Raw genomic sequence first — 15,501 nt, forward strand, 5'->3', positions numbered from 1 at the left:
ACTTAAGCTCATTTTTAATTTTTCAATTTTACTTTCTTCATTAAACCTTCATACTTACTACTAAATAAGTAAGTTTGAATCTGAGTCATAGTATCAAGTACCACATTCACTACAATTAAAAAACTTGTACCTCCTAAAGAAAGAGAGATTACATACTTATTCATTAATAGCTCCGGAATTACACATATTACACTTAAATACCCCCCCCCTATAACCGTAAGTCTTGTAAGTATATAATCAAAATAATCAGATGTATTTTTCCCTGGTCTTTTACCGGGAATATAAGCGCCATATTTTCTTAAATTATTAGCAGTATCTTCAGAATTAAATACTATTGCAGTATAAAAAAAACTAAAAAACATAATTAACGCTACATACAATAAAATATATACAGGTTTGCCATGCCCTAAATAATAAGTAAGCATGCCCATAGTTTCTGAATTACTACTAGAAAAATTAGCAAGCGTAGCAGGAAATAGTAAGATTGAACTAGCAAATATTGGAGGTATTACACCCGAAGTATTTAATTTAAGAGGCATATGCGTTGCTTCTCCCCCATAAATTTTATTGCCTATTTGCCTTTTAGGATATTGAACCAATAATTTTCTTTGGGCTTTTTCAAAAAATATAATTATAGCTATTAATATAACTACTCCAATACAAACAGTGATCGCTATTAAAGGTGATAGTACTCCTTTTCTTGATAATTCAAACATACTAATAATAGCACTAGGTACTCCCGAAATTATACCTATAAATATAATTAAAGATGTACCGTTACCTATTCCACGTTGCGTAATTTGTTCTCCTAACCACATTAACAGCATGGTACCTACAACCAAAGTAATTACAGTTGTAACTCTAAAGAACAAACCTGCTAAAATTACTACAGGACCAGTATTTGTTACAATTGACTCTAAACTTATAGCAACTCCGTAGGCCTGAAAAGAAGCGAGGAGAACTGTTAAATATCTCGATAACTGATTTACTTTCCTTTTACCGACTTCCCCTTCTTTTTTTAAATTTTCCAAAGGTTTATATGCTACTGACATTAATTGAATAATAATTGAGGCGGTAATATACGGCATAATTGCTAAAGCAAAAATAGACATTCTACCTAGTGATCCTCCAGATAGCATATTAAACATTCCGAGTATTCCGGATTGATTCTTTTCAGCTATACTACTTAAAACAATTGAATCTATACCAGGTATAGGTATAAAAGACCCAAATCTACATACTACAAGAATGAGAATAGTAAAAACAATGCGGCTAACTAAATCATTACCAGACTTTTTAGAAAAATTTTGACGCATATATTATAACAACTTTCCACCTGCTTTCTCAATGAAATCCTTAGCTTTTGAAGAATATGCATCTAATTTTAATGATAGAGGAGAATTAAAATCACCACTACACAGAGATAATAATTTCACCAATTTTTTATTGTTTTTATTATTTACTACTCCAGCTTCTATTAACTTTGCCTTAGTAATGGTATCAGTAATACTTAAACGCCCATCGGCTAATGCTGCCTCAATATTGTAAATATTTATTATATTGTATTTTTTAGTTGAAATACAATTAAATCCTCTTTTAGGCAGTCTTTTTATTATAGGTGTTTGACCACCTTCAAAACCTTTTATTGCAACGCCGGATCTAGATCTTTGACCTTTAACCCCTCTACCACCGGTTTTTCCTTTACCACTACCAATACCACGTGCTATTCTTTTCTTATTTTTTTTAGCACCTATATTATTATATAATTCATTTAATTTCATTTACAAACTCTAACTACATATTTTCTATTTTTAACAAATGCTTTACTTTTTTAACCATTCCTTTGATTGAATTAGTATTTTCAAGAATAACAGTCTTATTAATTTTGTTTAAACCAAGCCCCACTAATGTCAGTCTTTGATCATATTTACGACCTATAGCACTTTTAACTTGGGTAACTTTTATATTATTGATTTTATTATTCATAACTTCACCTTACTTCACAAGATTATGCATCAACTGAATATCAGAAGATTTTACAGATATTTCATTTACTTTTTTATCTCTTCTCATAGCAATCGATTTTGGTGATGCAAGTTTATTTAATGCATCAAATGTTGCAGAAATCATTGCATAAACATTAGTTGAACCTATTGATTTAGCAACAATATCATGAACACCTAAAGAATCAAAAATTGCTCTCATAGACCCTCCAGCTATAACACCGGTACCTGCTTTAGCTCTTCTTAAAATCACTTTAGCAGCCCCACTTTTACCAACAACATCATGGTGAATAGTTCTATTTTGATATAAAGGCACTTTCATCATCCTCTTTTTAGCAGCTTGTTTTGCCTTTCCACGAGCTTCGTTTACTTCTTTAGCTTTTCCATGTCCCGCTCCAACTCTGCCGGCTTTATCACCAACAACTACATAAGCAGAAAAAGCAAATCTTCTACCGCCTTTTACTACTTTTGTAATTCTATTCACATCAACTAAAACTTCGCTTAAAGCCTCTTCATTTTTTTTAACTTTAGACATTACTATAACCTTATAACCTAAAATTTTATTTTCTCTCTAGCTGCATCAGCTAGAGCTTTTACAACACCGTGATACTTATATCCGCCTCTATCAAATACTACTTCTTTTATTCCTACAGAATCAGCTTTTGTTGCTATTTCTTCACCTACTTTGATAGCATTTTCAACATTACAATGAGATTTTTTTATTTTTTTAATTTTAGCATCTAAAGTTGAAGCGGAGGCAATCGTTATAGACTTAGAATCATCTATAATTTGCGCATATATATGTCTACCTGACTTAAATATTGATAATCTAAACCTATTAGATATTTTAGATATTTTATGTCTTATTCTATTTCTTCTTTTTTCAAATTTTAGCTTAGCACTACGCATATTTAACTCTTAAGTTTAATTTTTCTTACCTTCTTTACGCGGTATAAATTGATTTTCAAATTTAATTCCTTTTCCTTTATAAGGCTCAGGCGGTCTCTGTTTTATAATAATTGAAGCAAATTGTCCTAACTTTTCTTTATCTGTCCCCTCAAGAATAATAATATTTTGCTTAGGCACATCTATTTTAATATCTGAAGGTATTTCAATTTTTGTATTATGGCTTTTAGCAAGCATTAAATTTAAATACTTACCTTTTACCATTGCCCTATAACCGACTCCGTTAATTTCGAGTTTAAGTTTAAACCCTTCTTTAACTCCGGTAACCATATTCGATATTATACTTCTTGCAGTACCCCACATAGCACGTGCATTTTTACTTGCTGCTAAAGGTTTTACTAAAAGCTTATTTTCTGCCAATAAAATTACTATATTACCTTTAAAAGTTTTTGATAATTCACCTTTAGGTCCAGATATTTTTACTTCTAAATCATTTAAACCAACTTTTACACCTTCAGGTATAGTAATCGGCAATTTTCCAACACGTGACATTTTTTTACCTAAAATACTTTACAAATTACTTCACCGCCAACATTTTTAATATGAGCTTCTCTATCAGACATAACACCGTAAGGAGTAGAAAGTATATAGATACCCATATTATTATAATATCCTTTCAAATCTTTAATAGCAGAATATACTCTTTTTCCAGGCTTTGATACTCTATGAATTTCACATATAGACGCATTACCATTAACAGAGTATTTTAAAGTTACCTCAGTATAACTAATATTATTTTTTTGAGTAATTACATAATCCTTTATATAACCTTCTTTTTGCAAGACATCTAAAATTGAAGTTTTAATTTTAGAACTAGGAAAAGAAACATTTATCAATTTACTTTTATAAGCATTTCTAATTCTAGTTAACATATCTGCTACATTATCCGTCATTGACATATTCTTTACCTATCAACTTTTACCAACTTGACTTAACTACACCAGGAACCAAGCCTCTACCTATTAATTCCCTAAGCTTATTCCTCGATATCCCAAATTTTCTTGTCACACCTCTTGGTCTACCTGTAAGCTCACATCTATTTCTTATTCTAGTAGGTGATGAATTTCTAGGTAATTGTGCAAGCAACATTACCAAAGAAAAGCGCTCTTCTAATGAAATACTTTTATCATAAATTTTACTTTTTAGTGCTAAACGTTTATTATGCAAACTTTGTGATTTTTTTTTCCTACTTTCATTTTTTTTTATCGAACTTACTTTTGCCATTGTATATATCCTAAAAATTAATTATAAAAAGGTAAATTAAACCCTGATAATAAAAATTTACTTTCTTTATCCGTTTTAGCAGATGTAACGATTGTAATATCCATACCCCTTATTGTATCGATTTTATCGTAATTAATTTCAGGAAAGACTATCTGCTCTTTTAATCCAAAAGTAAAATTTCCTTTTCCGTCAAAGCTTTTATAAGAAAAACCACGAAATTCCTTAACACGAGGTAATGCAACAATTACTAGCCTTTCTAAAAAATCATACATTCTATCTTTACGTAACGTAACCTTACAGCCTATTTTCATATTTTCACGTAACTTAAAGGTTGCAATAGATTTTCTTGCTAACGTTACAACTGGCTTCTGGCCAGAAATCAAGGTAAGATCATTTACTGCATTATTAATCACTTTGGAATCGGCTATTGCTTCCCCTACCCCCATATTTATAACAATTTTCTTAATTTGCGGTATTGCGTGTTTATTTTTATAAGAAAATTCTTTTTGTAAGCTTTCAATAATTTTGTGCTGATATAATTCTTTAAACCTTAACATTACTTACCTTCTTTACCGATAATTTCCCCTGATTTCTTTGCTACTCTAACCTTAGAACCATCTTCTAAGAATTTAAAAACTACTTTGGTAGGTCTACCAGTTTTTGGATCGATGTGTGCAATATTTGAGATATGTATAGGTAATTCTTTAGTTATTATTCCGCCTTCGCTCATTTGATTAGGCTTAGTATGCTTTTTTACTAAATTTACTCCAGCAACAATTACCTTACTATCTTTAGGAAACACTCTTAAGATTTTACCTTTTTTTCCCTTGTGCTTTCCGGCAATAATAATAACTTCATCACCTTTCTTTACTTTTAATTTAATCATTTATAACACTTCCTCTGCAAGCGACATTATTCTAACATATTTTTTTGCTCTAAGTTCTCTTGTAACAGGACCAAAAACTCTAGTACCGATAGGTTCGTCTTGTTTACTCAAAAGCACTAATGCGTTTTTATCAAATTTTATTGTACTACCGTCAGGTCTTACTACTCCAGTCTTTGTACGAACTATCACACCTTTATAAACATCACCCTTTTTCACCTTACCGCCAGGTATAGCTTCTTTAACAGATACAACTATAACATCACCTAGCTTTGCTACCATATGGTGAGAACCACCTAAAACTTTAATACACATAACTTTTTTAGCACCGGAATTATCTGCAACTTCCAAGATGCTCTGCATTTGAATCATAAACTACTTCCAATTTTTTACACACGAGAGGTAAAATAAACAATCTACCTTAAAAGTCAAAGATTAAAAAACTTTATTCTCCATTTACCACTATCCATGTTTTGGTTTTTGATATAGGACGACTTTCAATTATACTAACTTTATCTCCTTCTTGATATCTATTTTCTAAATCATGAGCAGCATATTTTTTAGATACTTTCACGAATTTTTTATAAATAGGATGCTTAAATTTTCTTTCTACTTTTACTTTCACTGTCTTATCAGCTTTTGAACTTACAACTACGCCTTGTAACACTCTTTTCGGCATTTTAATATCCCTCACCATTAGATCTTTTTGTTAATTCAGTTTTAATACGTGCTATAGACTTTTTGACTAACGAAAACCTACTAGTATTTTTTAACTCACCTAAAGCTTGCTGAAATCTTAAATTAAATAATTCTTTCTTTAACAGATTAAGGTGTTTATACAGCTCCTCTATTGTTTCAGTAGAGAACTTACTTCTTAATAATTTCAAATCATTCATAACGTCTCACTATCCTTGTTTTAACAGGTAATTTCGCACTTGCGAGTTCCAAAGCTCTAAGCGCAACATTTTCTTCTACCCCTTCAATTTCAAACATAATTCTTCCAGGCGAAACTCTAACTGCAAAAAATTCAGGAGAACCTTTACCTTTACCCATTCTTACTTCTGCAGGCTTTTTAGAAACAGGAATATCTGGAAAAATGCGAATCCATAATCTTCCTTGCCTTTTCATAAATCTAGTCGCAGCTTTCCTTCCTGCTTCTATTTGTCTTGCAGTAACACGCCAACCATCTACAGATTTTAGACCAAATGATCCAAAAGCAAGCATCGTACCTGCTTTTGCTTTTGAAGCAACTCTACCCTTATGAGCTTTTCTAAATTTTTGTTTTTTCGGAGCTAACATTTTTAATACTTAATTTTATTTTCTATATATTCACCTTTATAAATCCATACTTTAACCCCTATAACTCCATAAGTAGTTATAGCCTCAGCTGTCGAATAATCAATATCAGCTCTTAAAGTATGTAACGGCATCCTTCCTTCTATATACCACTCAGTTCTAGCAATTTCAGCACCTCCAAGCCGTCCTGAACAACTCACTCTTATACCTTGTCCACCTTGTTTAAATGAAGCCTGAATTGCTGTTTTCATGGCCTTTCTAAAAGAAACTCTTTTTTCAAGCTGTAACGCTACAGTTTGAGCTACTATAGCAGCATCTACATTAAACTTTCTCACTTCATGAATATTGATATAAACTTCCTTTAAAGAAGTTATTTTCTCTATAGCTTTTTTTAGCTTATCAATTTCACTACCGTTTCTACCAATAATTATATTTGGTTTTTTGGCATTAATATTAATTATAATACTTTTGTTAGAAGGACGTTCAATTAAAACTCTGCTAATCTGAGCTTGATTAGACCCCTTATTTATTAAATCTCTAATTTTTAAATCTTGTATAAAAAGAGTTTTATAATGTTTTTCTGCATATAATACAGAATCCCAACCTTTAATTAAAGTCGGCCCCACTCTAAAACCATGTGCACAAACTTTCTGCCCCATTCTAATTATCCTCTTTTTCTGTAACAGTTATATAAAGATTACTAAGAAACTTATTTATTCTAGTAGCTCTTCCTTTTGCTCTCGGCATAACTCTTTTCATTACTAAAGCTTTACCTACCGTTGCTTTAGTAATAACCAACCTATCTATATCTAGACCTAAGTTATTTTCAGCATTTGCAATAGCAGATTGTAAGCAAGTTTTTACAACCTTTGAAATTCTTTTAGGAGAGAAAGCCAACTGCACTAATGCTTCAGATACTTTCATATTTCTAATAAAAGCCACAACTAAATTTAACTTTCTTGGGCTTACTCTAATAGATTTAGCTTTTGCCGTAGCAAAATTTTTGTTTTCCTGTACCATATAAATTTTTATTTTCTTTTGACTTTTTTATCTGCTCCATGACCATAAAATGTTCTCGTAGGAGCAAATTCACCTAATTTTCTTCCAACCATTTCCTCATTTACAGAAACCGGAATAAATTTATTGCCATTATGAACAGAAAAGGTAAACCCTACAAAAATAGGTAAAATTGTTGATCTTCTAGACCAAGTTTTAATCATTTCAGATTTACCTGATTCCATTAATTTTTGAACTTTCTTTATTAAATAACCATCTACAAAGGGCCCTTTCCATATTGAACGCGCCATGCTAATACCTAATTAATTTAAAATCTATTTTCTTTTCTTTACGATAAATTTTGAAGTACGTTTATTTTTACGTGTCTTCTTACCCTTTGTTGGGAATCCCCAAGGAGTAACAGGATGGCGTCCCCCTGAAGTTTTACCTTCACCACCACCATGAGGGTGATCTACAGGGTTCATTGCTACACCTCTAACATGCGGTCTCCAACCAAGCCATCTATTTCTACCTGCCTTACCTAAATTAATATTTTTTTGATCGGGGTTAGATATACTACCTATAGTAGCTTTACAGTCTAAAGGTACCAACCTAAATTCACCTGATCGTAATTTAATCTGAGCATACCCTGAATCTTTACCTACTAAATCTACTGAAGTACCTGCAGATCTTGCAATTTGACCTCCTTTACCGACTTTCATTTCAACATTATGCAAAGTAGTACCGATAGGAATAAACTTTAAAGGTAAACAATTTCCTATTTGGATATCAGCACCTTGACTTGATATTACTCTATCACCTACAGATAATTTTTGCGGTGCTAAAATATATGAATATTCCCCATCTTCATATTTTATTAAAGCAATAAAAGCAGTTCTATTAGGATCATACTCTATTCTTTCGACAATAGCAGCAATATCTATTTTATTTCTTTTAAAATCAATAATACGATATAATTTTTTATGTCCTCCCCCTCTATGCCAAGAAGTAATTCTACCCTGATTATTGCGTCCACCGGTTTTAGATATACCTTTGGTCAAAGATTTTAAAGGTCTACCTTTCCATAAACTAGCTTTGTCAACTTGCACTAGCTCTCTAAGAGAAGGAGTAATTGGATTAAAATTTTTTAAAGCCATTTTATTTAATTCCTCCGGTAAAATCGATATTATTGTCTTTTTCTAATGTAACAATAGCTTTCTTTCTATTGATTTGAGTCCCTATAATTCCTTTAAATCTTTTCTTCTTACCTTTAACGTTTAAAATATTGACCTTTTTTACTCTTACTTTAAATATTTCTTCTATAGCCTTTTTAACAGTCAGTTTTTCAGCGCATTTATCTACATAAAAAGTGTATTTATTTTGTTCTGAAAGAGTCGTAGTTTTTTCTGTAATAATAGGTTTTCTAATTAAATCGTAATATTTATAAGAACTCATCTTAACCTCTCTTCTAAAACACTTACTGCTTCTTGTGATAATAGGACATATTCATGGCGTATTATATCATAAACATTTGCTCCTAGCTGTGGAACAATCACAGTATTATAAATATTTTTTGCAGCCAAAACAAAATTAATATCTACCTCGTTTCCATCTATTACAAAGAAACTTTTCCCTTGAAATTTGCTTAATATCTTTACAAGACTAGAAGTTTTAGGCTTATCTAGCTTTAAAGAATCTATGACCAATAATTTTCCTTCAGCGAATTTCTCGGATAAAGCATGAATTAAACCAAGTTTTCGTACTTTTTTAGGCAATTTTATTGCATGACTACGTACTCTAGGTCCGTGAGCGACACCACCACCACGCATTTGTACCGATCTAAGTGAACCTTGTCTTGCATTACCTGTACCTTTCTGCTTAAAAGGCTTTTTTGTGGTTCCTGATACTTCCGATACTGTTTTAGTTTTGTGGTTACCAGACATTGTTTTAGCTCTCTGCCAATCAATAACCTGCTTTATTATATCACCTCTAATAAATTTAACAGCAAATATATCTTCATTTAAGCTAATCTCACCAACTTCTTCATTAGCAAGACTTAATATTTTAGTTTTCATCTTTATTTAACCTTAATACAGCCTTATATAAAATTTTTATAAAATTATTGCATGGCATTATTTTATTAACTTGATAATCTTTGAATCTCAACAAACATGTCTAAATATCTATTATAAAGTTATTGACACCTTTTTTATTGCATCTTTTATTGAAAGATACGAATTTTTGTGACCAGGTATACTACCCTGAATCATAATAAGCTTACGCTCTTTATCAATAGCAAATATTTTTAAATTTTGAATAGTGACTTGGTTGCATCCCATATGACCAGCCATTTTTTTACCTTTAAAAACCTTTCCTGGATCTTGTCTTTGGCCTGTAGAACCGTGCGAACGATGAGATATCGACACACCGTGAGAAGCCTCAAGACCTCTAAAATTATGTCTTTTCATACTACCGGCAAATCCTTTACCTATAGTAGTCGCTGTTATATCTACAAACTGTCCTGCCATAAAATGGTCTACTTCTAGACTTACTGCTATATCAATAAAATTCTCTTCAGAAATTCTAAATTCTTTTAATTTAGTTTTAGGAGATATTTTAGCATTAGCAAAAACCTGTTTCATAGGTTTGGTTACTCTAGATATTTTTTTATCTTTTACACCGATAACTAAAGCATTATATCCATGTTTTTCTAGAGTTTTATGCCCTACTACTTGACAATCATCAACTTTTACTAATGTTAAAGAAATTCTTTCTCCTTTATCATTAAAAACACTAGTCATCCCTATTTTTTGAGCAATTATACCGGTTCTCATTTATTCCCCACTCTCTAATTCAATCACTACATCAACACCTGCTGCTAAATCAACTTTACTTAAAGCATCAACAACCGCTGGATTCGGGTCATCTATAACTAATAATCTTTTATGCTTTCTAATTTCAAATTGTTCTCTTGACTTCTTATGTACATGAGGAGACCTATTTACAGTAAATCTTTCAATTTTTCTAGGTAAAGGAATAGGACCATTAATGTTAGCAAACGTTCTTTTAATAGCACTAACTATTTCTTTTGTAGCTTGATCAAGACTACGATGATCAAATGATTTTAAACGAATTTTAATTTTATTTTTCATTTAGCAAACCTATGTTTTAAACAGCAAGATGTTTTAATAGACACCCTAAAATATAAATACCTATTATTTTTTAATAATAGGTATTTATAAAATCAATTAATTATTTATTTTAGTTACTACACCAGCACCCACTGTTCTACCACCTTCACGTATAGAGAATTTTAACCCTTCCTGCATAGCAATTGGTTTAATTAATTCCACTGTAAAACTAGCATTATCGCCAGGCATAACCATCTGCTTATCAGCAGGCAATTTTATTGTACCGGTAACGTCTGTTGTTCTAAAATAGAATTGCGGACGATAATCATTAGTAAACGGGGTATGACGTCCACCTTCTTCTTTACTAAGCACATATACTTCAGCCTCAAACTTATCATGCGGTTTTATACTACCTGGTTTTGCAAGAACTTGTCCTCTTTCAACTTCTTCTCTTTTTGTACCGCGTAGTAATATACCAACATTATCTCCGGCTTGCCCTTCATCAAGTAACTTTCTGAACATTTCTACACCGGTACAGGTAGTTTTTTGCGTATCTTTTAGACCAACTATTTCAATTTCCTCACCTACCTTAATTATTCCTGACTCTACTCTACCGGTTACAACAGTACCTCTTCCTGAAATAGAGAATACATCTTCTATCGGCATTAAGAAAGGCTTATCTGTAGCTCTTACAGGTTGTGGTATATAGCTATCCACTGCCTCCATTAACTCATTAATAGCTTTTTCACCTTCAAACTTTCCTTCTAAAGCTTGAAGTGCAGAACCTTTAATAATAGGTATTTCATCACCCGGGAAACCATATTTTGATAATAATTCCCTTACTTCCATCTCTACTAGTTCTAATAGATCAGGATCATCCACCATATCTACTTTATTCAAGAATACTACCATAGCAGGTACACCTACCTGTTTTGCGAGTAATATATGTTCTCTTGTTTGAGGCATAGGACCATCAGCAGCAGACACTACTAATATTGCACCATCCATTTGAGCAGCACCTGTGATCATGTTCTTTACATAGTCAGCGTGTCCCGGACAGTCTACGTGTGCATAGTGTCTATTTTGAGTCTCATATTCTACGTGTGCAGTAGAAATAGTTATACCTCTTTCTTTTTCTTCAGGAGCAGCATCAATTTGATCATACGCTGTAGCCTTTGCTCCACCTGTCTTAGCAAGCACTATAGTTATTGCTGCTGTTAAGGAAGTTTTACCATGATCTACGTGACCAATCGTACCTATATTAACGTGCGGTTTAGTTCGTTCAAATTTTGCTTTTGCCATATTATTACTCTCTACAATTTTCTAGGTTTAATACAAGTTAATTTTTTATAAGTGCATTTTTTTGCTAAATTTATTTATTACCACTAATTTCTGGAGCGGGTGATGGGAATTGAACCCACATAGCCAGCTTGGAAGGCTGGAACTCTACCATTGAGCTACACCCGCATTGTGGCACTGTTAGCAAAATAATTATTAAAACTATTTTGTTAAGAGTGCAGTGCTATATCAACTTTATTCAGATTTATAAATATATACAATTATGTTTTATTTTTAAATAAAAAATATATACTTGAAATTTTTTAAAATAAAATGATATGCTTCCCTGACCCATTTAAGTGGTGGAGGGAGAAGGATTCGAACCTTCGAACGCTTACGCGGGCAGATTTACAGTCTGCTGCCATTGACCACTCGGCCATCCCTCCTAAAGAACTTTACTGTATTAAATAGACTAATTCACTGTAAAATACAATATACTAATTAGTATTAGGACTTAATAAAACTTCATTGCCGAATCATCAAATAAACAAATAGCAGCTTGCACATTTATTTAGTTGTAACTTTCTATAATAAATAGTAGTTTCTGTCAAGAACAAATTACTAATGGTGTTCAATAAGATGCAAAATAAAAAACTTGATTCTAAAAATTGTTATTATATGTACGGGAAACATCCTGTATTTTCTGCTCTAAATAATCCAAAACGTCAAATTGAAAATATTTTATGCACTAGGGAAATTTTTGATGAAAACAGAAAATTAATAGCTACTAGATCTTATGAAATTGTTAATAACAATATTTTATCTAAATTACTAGAAAATCAAACACATCAAGGAATAGCTGCAAAAGTGAGGCCAATTTTTTCTTACAATCTAGAGGACATAGATATAAAAAACCCAAAATGTAAAGTTACAATTCTTGATCAAATAACAGACACACAAAATATTGGAGCAATTATTCGCAGCGCTGCTGCTTTTGATATAAATGCTATACTATTACCTCAAGATAATTCTCCAAACGAAAACGGTGGCATTGCTAAAGCGGCTTGCGGTACTTTAGAATTAATACCTATCATTAAAGTTACTAACTTACGCTCATGTATGAATTATCTTAAAAAACATGGCTTTTGGATTATAGGTCTAACAGGTTCTGCAAATGATTACTTTACCGATAAATTAATTGCCAATAAAATAGCAATAGTATTTGGTGCGGAAGATAAAGGCATACGAAGATTAGTCGAAAAAACCTGCGATTATTTAGCCAAAATCCCTATGTCTAAAAGAGTGGAGAGTCTTAACGTATCCAATGCCGCCTCTATAATTTTTCACTTATTATATTAGAGATTACATCTAAAAAATTTTTAATAAATCAAATATTGTTTTTTGTTTACTTTGATATAAATAAATATTTAGTCTACTTAAGTAACTAAGTTCTGTGGAAAAATTATTTCTATAATAGTTATTGCTATTTCAAAAAATCTTAATAATGTAACCAAAAAGAGCAACAATAGATTAATTATACCATATGCAAGAAAGAACCTAAATTTTAAATCATAGCTTAGTTATACCAATTAATTTGAGAGAAACGTTATAAAAAGGTGACCAAATAAACAAATTAATTGAGAGTTTTGAAACAAATTTACAGAGGTTACAACAATTACAAAAATGCAAAATTAATAATACTATATTTTAGTATATCATAGGTAAAGCAATAAATAATTATATCAACTCTTCTGAACCTAAATATTAAAGAACATTAGAAAAAATTTTATAGTTTTTATTGTAATATTATGATAGAAAACACATTAGTATTTATTGCCAAGAATCTAAGAAAAACTTCTTTAAAAAATAAATTACATCATAGCTTTGCTAAATTAGCCAAGAAATAAGATTTAAATGGCAGTAAGTAATCATTTTATGAAAAAAATAGATGATTAATATAATATTTAACAATTTATGAAAAATTACAGAACTGAAAGCGATTCTTTTGGAGAAATTCAAATAGAAGAAAAATTTTATTGGGGGGCTCAAACTCAAAGATCTTTAGAAAATTTTAAAATAGGCAGGCAAAAAATGCCCGAAATTTTAATTCGTGCTCTTGCTATTTTAAAAAAATGTGCAGCACAGGTGAATCATGAGTTTGGTGATTTAGAAACTAAAATAGCTACAAGTATTGATAAAGCTACGACTAGAATTCTCAGCGGGGAGTTTGATAATAATTTTCCTTTAGTAGTGTGGCAAACAGGTTCAGGTACACAAACAAACATGAATATGAACGAGGTTATTGCCTCTATTGCCAACGAAGAATTAACAGGTAAAAAAGGGGGCAAATCTCCAGTACATCCTAACGATCATGTTAATAAAGGACAATCATCCAACGACTCTTTTCCCACCGGTATGCATATAGCAACCGTACTTGCAACTAAGCAACAACTTATACCGGCTTTAAATAATTTACTTACCTCTTTACAAGATAAGTCCAAAGATTGGGATAAAATTATAAAAATAGGACGTACCCACTTGCAGGATGCGACTCCTTTAACTCTTAAACAAGAATTCTCCGGATATATTACACAAATAGAATATGCTTTAGAACGCATAGAAGATGCATTAAAAAAAGTTTATCTACTTGCTCAAGGAGGCACGGCAGTCGGTACAGGTATTAACTCAAGGATAGGATTTGATATAAAATTTGCTGAGAAAGTAGCAGAGTTTACCAAACAACCTTTTAAAACAGCTCCTAATAAATTTGAAAGCCTAGCTGCCCACGACGCACTAGTAGAATTTTCGGGCACTCTTAATACTATAGCAGTTAGCTTAATGAAAATAGCAAATGATATAAGACTGCTTGGTTCGGGTCCAAGATGCGGTCTTGGTGAGCTGCATTTACCTGAAAATGAGCCAGGTTCTTCAATCATGCCAGGTAAAGTAAATCCTACGCAAGTCGAAGCTTTAGCAATGGTATGCAGTCAGGTTATGGGGAATCATGTTACGGTTACTATTGCCGGCTCAAATGGGCACCTTGAACTTAACGTATTTAAACCCGTAATAATATATAATATCCTACAATCTATTGAGCTACTATCTGATAGCATAAATAGCTTTGTTACTCACTGTATTAAAGGTTTAGAGCCTAACATCGCACATATCAATGATTTACGTGATCAATCTCTAATGCTTGTTACAGCTCTTAATCCACATATCGGCTATGATAATGCTACAAAAATAGCTAAAGAAGCATATAAACATGGAATCACTTTAAAAGAAGCTGCTAAAAAACTCAATTTTTTATCGGAAGAAGAATTTGACAAAATAGTAGTTCCTGAAAAAATGGTTGGACAATATTAAATTCTCTTTACTTATATTATAGTATTACACTAGTCTGTTTTGTGTGTACTCCTGTGACATGAATAGTTGGGAATACGAAGTTCAACTTAGAAAAGAGCAAGGAGTCTTTAAACTAAAGAGCGCAGCGTATACTAAATACGTGAGCATCTAAGGACTTAAAGACAATATAGTCAATGTTTTAAGTTCAACTAGATATTATCTATAGAAACAACATCTACCTAACTAAATCAATTGATTTAAAGCAAAAATCTATGCCTCAAGCCTTATACAATGTGTATAAAATTACTATCTGTAAGCATAATACGCGGGGCACCAAGCTGATACCTATAACAGCAAGACCTAAAATAGAAAATATTGT

The 15,501-nt window shown here is 31.6% G+C and carries 25 protein-coding genes and 2 tRNA genes; 2 read left to right on the forward strand and 25 right to left on the reverse strand.

Translation table 11 applies throughout. From position 1 onward, the window contains the following. Window positions 1-14: 14 nt before the first annotated feature. From secY to AAGW17_RS00350, 25 genes are all read right to left on the reverse strand, one after another. Complete coding sequence (gene secY / locus AAGW17_RS00230) at window positions 15-1,316, reverse strand: preprotein translocase subunit SecY (RefSeq protein ID WP_347938964.1); 1,302 nt, start codon at window positions 1,314-1,316, stop codon at window positions 15-17. A gap of 3 nt (window positions 1,317-1,319) precedes the next feature. Further along, window positions 1,320-1,781: a 50S ribosomal protein L15 gene (gene rplO, locus AAGW17_RS00235; RefSeq protein WP_347938965.1), complete on the reverse strand. Its 462-nt coding sequence runs from the start codon at window positions 1,779-1,781 to the stop codon at window positions 1,320-1,322. 13 nt (window positions 1,782-1,794) lie between these two features. Further along, on the reverse strand, window positions 1,795-1,986 hold the full coding sequence (gene rpmD / locus AAGW17_RS00240) for a 50S ribosomal protein L30 (protein ID WP_347938966.1): 192 nt from the start codon (window positions 1,984-1,986) through the stop codon (window positions 1,795-1,797). Between the two features lie 9 nt (window positions 1,987-1,995). Continuing rightward, window positions 1,996-2,538 (reverse strand): 30S ribosomal protein S5, encoded by a 543-nt coding sequence (gene rpsE / locus AAGW17_RS00245; protein WP_347938967.1) that lies wholly within the window; start codon window positions 2,536-2,538, stop codon window positions 1,996-1,998. A 17-nt stretch (window positions 2,539-2,555) separates the two neighbouring features. Beyond that, window positions 2,556-2,912, reverse strand: a complete 357-nt coding sequence (gene rplR / locus AAGW17_RS00250) for a 50S ribosomal protein L18 (RefSeq protein ID WP_347938968.1) — start codon at window positions 2,910-2,912, stop codon at window positions 2,556-2,558. 15 nt (window positions 2,913-2,927) lie between these two features. Then, window positions 2,928-3,461: a 50S ribosomal protein L6 gene (gene rplF, locus AAGW17_RS00255; RefSeq protein ID WP_347938969.1), complete on the reverse strand. Its 534-nt coding sequence runs from the start codon at window positions 3,459-3,461 to the stop codon at window positions 2,928-2,930. Between the two features lie 8 nt (window positions 3,462-3,469). Next, the gene (rpsH, locus tag AAGW17_RS00260; RefSeq protein ID WP_347938970.1) at window positions 3,470-3,868 is read right to left on the reverse strand and encodes a 30S ribosomal protein S8; all 399 of its coding nucleotides are present in this window, start codon (window positions 3,866-3,868) and stop codon (window positions 3,470-3,472) included. A 19-nt stretch (window positions 3,869-3,887) separates the two neighbouring features. Then, window positions 3,888-4,193, reverse strand: coding sequence for a 30S ribosomal protein S14 (gene rpsN / locus AAGW17_RS00265; RefSeq protein ID WP_347938971.1), 306 nt, complete (start codon window positions 4,191-4,193; stop codon window positions 3,888-3,890). A 17-nt stretch (window positions 4,194-4,210) separates the two neighbouring features. After that, a complete protein-coding gene (rplE, locus tag AAGW17_RS00270) occupies window positions 4,211-4,750 on the reverse strand; it encodes a 50S ribosomal protein L5 (RefSeq protein WP_347938972.1) in 540 nt (179 codons plus the stop codon). Continuing rightward, window positions 4,750-5,079, reverse strand: a complete 330-nt coding sequence (gene rplX / locus AAGW17_RS00275) for a 50S ribosomal protein L24 (protein ID WP_347938973.1) — start codon at window positions 5,077-5,079, stop codon at window positions 4,750-4,752. The genes rplE and rplX overlap by 1 nt, the downstream gene beginning before the upstream one ends. Beyond that, the gene (gene rplN, locus AAGW17_RS00280) at window positions 5,080-5,448 is read right to left on the reverse strand and encodes a 50S ribosomal protein L14 (protein WP_347938974.1); all 369 of its coding nucleotides are present in this window, start codon (window positions 5,446-5,448) and stop codon (window positions 5,080-5,082) included. It lies immediately after the preceding gene. 73 nt (window positions 5,449-5,521) lie between these two features. After that, on the reverse strand, window positions 5,522-5,755 hold the full coding sequence (gene rpsQ / locus AAGW17_RS00285; RefSeq protein WP_347939376.1) for a 30S ribosomal protein S17: 234 nt from the start codon (window positions 5,753-5,755) through the stop codon (window positions 5,522-5,524). A gap of 1 nt (window position 5,756) precedes the next feature. After that, window positions 5,757-5,972 (reverse strand): 50S ribosomal protein L29, encoded by a 216-nt coding sequence (gene rpmC, locus AAGW17_RS00290; protein WP_347938975.1) that lies wholly within the window; start codon window positions 5,970-5,972, stop codon window positions 5,757-5,759. Next, window positions 5,965-6,375 carry a 50S ribosomal protein L16 gene (gene rplP, locus AAGW17_RS00295; RefSeq protein WP_347938976.1) on the reverse strand — a complete coding sequence of 137 codons (411 nt, stop codon included), beginning with the start codon at window positions 6,373-6,375 and terminating at the stop codon, window positions 5,965-5,967. Before rplP ends, rpmC begins: the two co-directional genes overlap by 8 nt. A 2-nt stretch (window positions 6,376-6,377) precedes the next feature. Continuing rightward, a complete protein-coding gene (gene rpsC / locus AAGW17_RS00300) occupies window positions 6,378-7,031 on the reverse strand; it encodes a 30S ribosomal protein S3 (RefSeq protein WP_347938977.1) in 654 nt (217 codons plus the stop codon). Between the two features lies 1 nt (window position 7,032). Beyond that, a complete protein-coding gene (rplV, locus tag AAGW17_RS00305; RefSeq protein ID WP_347938978.1) occupies window positions 7,033-7,392 on the reverse strand; it encodes a 50S ribosomal protein L22 in 360 nt (119 codons plus the stop codon). 8 nt (window positions 7,393-7,400) lie between these two features. Then, entirely contained in the window at window positions 7,401-7,679 is a 279-nt protein-coding gene (gene rpsS, locus AAGW17_RS00310; protein ID WP_012148990.1) for a 30S ribosomal protein S19, read from the reverse strand. A gap of 24 nt (window positions 7,680-7,703) precedes the next feature. After that, window positions 7,704-8,525, reverse strand: coding sequence for a 50S ribosomal protein L2 (gene rplB, locus AAGW17_RS00315; protein ID WP_347938979.1), 822 nt, complete (start codon window positions 8,523-8,525; stop codon window positions 7,704-7,706). A gap of 1 nt (window position 8,526) precedes the next feature. Further along, a complete protein-coding gene (gene rplW / locus AAGW17_RS00320) occupies window positions 8,527-8,823 on the reverse strand; it encodes a 50S ribosomal protein L23 (RefSeq protein ID WP_347938980.1) in 297 nt (98 codons plus the stop codon). Continuing rightward, window positions 8,820-9,443, reverse strand: coding sequence for a 50S ribosomal protein L4 (gene rplD, locus AAGW17_RS00325; protein WP_347938981.1), 624 nt, complete (start codon window positions 9,441-9,443; stop codon window positions 8,820-8,822). Before rplD ends, rplW begins: the two co-directional genes overlap by 4 nt. 111 nt (window positions 9,444-9,554) lie before the next feature. Further along, window positions 9,555-10,202 carry a 50S ribosomal protein L3 gene (gene rplC / locus AAGW17_RS00330; protein ID WP_347938982.1) on the reverse strand — a complete coding sequence of 216 codons (648 nt, stop codon included), beginning with the start codon at window positions 10,200-10,202 and terminating at the stop codon, window positions 9,555-9,557. Further along, window positions 10,203-10,520 (reverse strand): 30S ribosomal protein S10, encoded by a 318-nt coding sequence (rpsJ, locus tag AAGW17_RS00335; RefSeq protein ID WP_347938983.1) that lies wholly within the window; start codon window positions 10,518-10,520, stop codon window positions 10,203-10,205. It abuts the gene before it with no gap. A gap of 96 nt (window positions 10,521-10,616) precedes the next feature. Further along, on the reverse strand, window positions 10,617-11,801 hold the full coding sequence (gene tuf, locus AAGW17_RS00340) for an elongation factor Tu (RefSeq protein ID WP_347938984.1): 1,185 nt from the start codon (window positions 11,799-11,801) through the stop codon (window positions 10,617-10,619). Window positions 11,802-11,892: 91 nt separating this feature from the next. Beyond that, a tRNA-Gly gene (locus AAGW17_RS00345) sits at window positions 11,893-11,966 on the reverse strand. A 171-nt stretch (window positions 11,967-12,137) separates the two neighbouring features. Then, window positions 12,138-12,223: transfer RNA gene (locus tag AAGW17_RS00350), tRNA-Tyr, on the reverse strand. A 193-nt stretch (window positions 12,224-12,416) separates the two neighbouring features. Here AAGW17_RS00350 and rlmB point away from each other — a divergent pair. Both rlmB and fumC read left to right on the forward strand, forming a co-directional pair. After that, the gene (rlmB, locus tag AAGW17_RS00355) at window positions 12,417-13,136 is read left to right on the forward strand and encodes a 23S rRNA (guanosine(2251)-2'-O)-methyltransferase RlmB (RefSeq protein WP_347938985.1); all 720 of its coding nucleotides are present in this window, start codon (window positions 12,417-12,419) and stop codon (window positions 13,134-13,136) included. A 615-nt stretch (window positions 13,137-13,751) separates the two neighbouring features. After that, window positions 13,752-15,143: a class II fumarate hydratase gene (gene fumC, locus AAGW17_RS00365; RefSeq protein WP_347938986.1), complete on the forward strand. Its 1,392-nt coding sequence runs from the start codon at window positions 13,752-13,754 to the stop codon at window positions 15,141-15,143. Window positions 15,144-15,501: the final 358 nt, after the last annotated feature.

The organism is Rickettsia sp. Oklahoma-10, from assembly GCF_039954865.1.
In the GTDB taxonomy this organism is placed as follows: Bacteria; Pseudomonadota; Alphaproteobacteria; order Rickettsiales; family Rickettsiaceae; genus Rickettsia; species Rickettsia oklahomensis.